Origin of the sequence: uncultured Holdemanella sp., assembly GCF_934772795.1 — a bacterium.
Classification (GTDB): Bacteria; Bacillota_I; Bacilli_A; order Erysipelotrichales; family Erysipelotrichaceae; genus Holdemanella.
This window is the reverse complement of the sequence record NZ_CAKVMR010000120.1, coordinates 1-1,884: the sequence shown is the minus strand read 5'-3', so window position 1 is coordinate 1,884 and position 1,884 is coordinate 1. Positions and strand designations below refer to the sequence as shown.

General features: G+C 32.4%; 1 protein-coding gene. It reads left to right on the top strand.

The window, feature by feature from the left end; all coding sequences use genetic code 11:
- Positions 1–212: 212 nt before the first annotated feature.
- Positions 213–1,460, top strand: coding sequence for a hypothetical protein (locus Q0F04_RS11775; RefSeq protein ID WP_295753520.1), 1,248 nt, complete (start codon positions 213–215; stop codon positions 1,458–1,460).
- Positions 1,461–1,884 lie beyond the last annotated feature (424 nt).

Sequence of the window (1,884 nt, the reverse complement as noted above, 5' to 3'; positions counted from 1 at the left end):
GAACTTCCTAAATGGAACTATCTCATCAAATGCTCTTGATCGCAGTTTTTCTGCGGAAGTTATTTTTTGAACATTACATAAATGCTTATTTTTACAGAAATTTACCCATACAATATACATTTTTATTTAAATCTATTCGTTTCTAAATGATTATAAGTATCTTTGTAAAAAAGTAGTTATCACTGAATGTCACAATATAAATTTTGTATAGTATGGAACAGAATATATCCGATGAATTACAAGAAGCCTTTGAAACAGGACGTTGGAAAGTTCGGAAGTTTGCATTGCCCAATGCAACTAAATACATTTGGGACATAGACAATATTACATGGGCTGAGACAGGATTAATCGATGCCTTTGGAGCTAATAGGTTCTTTGATGAAGCGTCTCAAATGATAGCCAATTCTATATACCTTTTTCAAGAAGGTTTTTTTGATGCAGCATTTTACTCATTGCGCCAATCAATCGAGATTTCAATAGGAACACTGTATTTAACAGCCAATCCGGAGAAGTTAGAAAAGTGGAAGGCTTTAGAACCTGGTTTTGAATCTGGTAAGATGGTCTGTTTCCTAAAAAACAATGAGCCGGTATTTAAAGATATAAGAACTAAATTGCCAACATTCTTTAAAAACTTACGCACAATCCAAAAGAAGACAAATAAGTATGTACATAAACAAGGATTTTCTTCATTTTACACTACACAAAGTTATTCTTGGTCAGATCATCGTGAAAATAAAATATATTCAAAAATAATTTCAGACTTCGAAGAAACTGTTAAAGCTGCAATAGGTGCTGTTGCTATGTATCGTTTGGCTATCGATCCATTACCCATTATATTAATGGATGAAGAGTTGATGATGCGTTCTGCTGACTTTATAACACAACCATATTCTGAAGAGTTTGTTGCTGAATACATCGGCTATAAGGAAATTGAATTATACAAACAAACGAATTTATATCAAGACTACAAAGAGAGTATTTTGGCTCACGAAAAACAAAATGAGTCAGTTTATGATATCATTCATTATCAAATCATTGATAGAAATAAATTCAAGGATATAACACAGCAAATACATTTGCTCTCATACACAGATAGATTAGCTGTAGTTATCATAATGGTCTCTACAAAAATTCCACAGGTCTATATAGAAGGTTGCTTTAATTATACTTCAGATGTAAAAGCCAAACATTCGGATATAGTTATTGGCGAGTCATACTATAATGATTTCTTTTGCAACAGCGAAAGCACTAATTATAACATCCCATTCAAACATGATTCGTTTATTTCAAGAATCAAGATAAAAGAAAACCATTCCTATATTGAATCTAACGAACCTTTAAATAATACGGAAATAAAAGCATTAAAATATATTGAAAAAACTTTTAATGAAGAATATATTAAACAAGAAAATGAATTTAAGGAATGGTTGAAAGAAAATAATATTGAATTTAATGGATGAATTATTTATCTGCCATTTTCTACTCGTTTCTCACTGATTATAACTATCTTTGCCGCATCAGAGCCACCGCAAAATAGCACAAAGAAGAAGCGTGGTACGACAGGATATGTGCAACAGCTGATTATCAAGGAATTGAACATTCCGAGGATGTTTGGCTAAATGTTGAAATTTCGTCCGTACCGATTAAAGTGCAATGCGCTTGATTATCAAGGATGTGAAGATAGTGCGTGGGAAAGTAACCTTTCAGGTGGCGAAACGAAATATCGGTAATGTCTTCCGAAAACCAGGTATAAGCTCTTTAGAAGAATGTGCATATCTTTGCGCCAGTTTTTAATATGAACAGATTTTTCACATTTATAGCAACAGCCCTCATTTTTTGTGCAGGAAATCAGACAAATGTTAAAGCAGAAACTATGGATAAAGA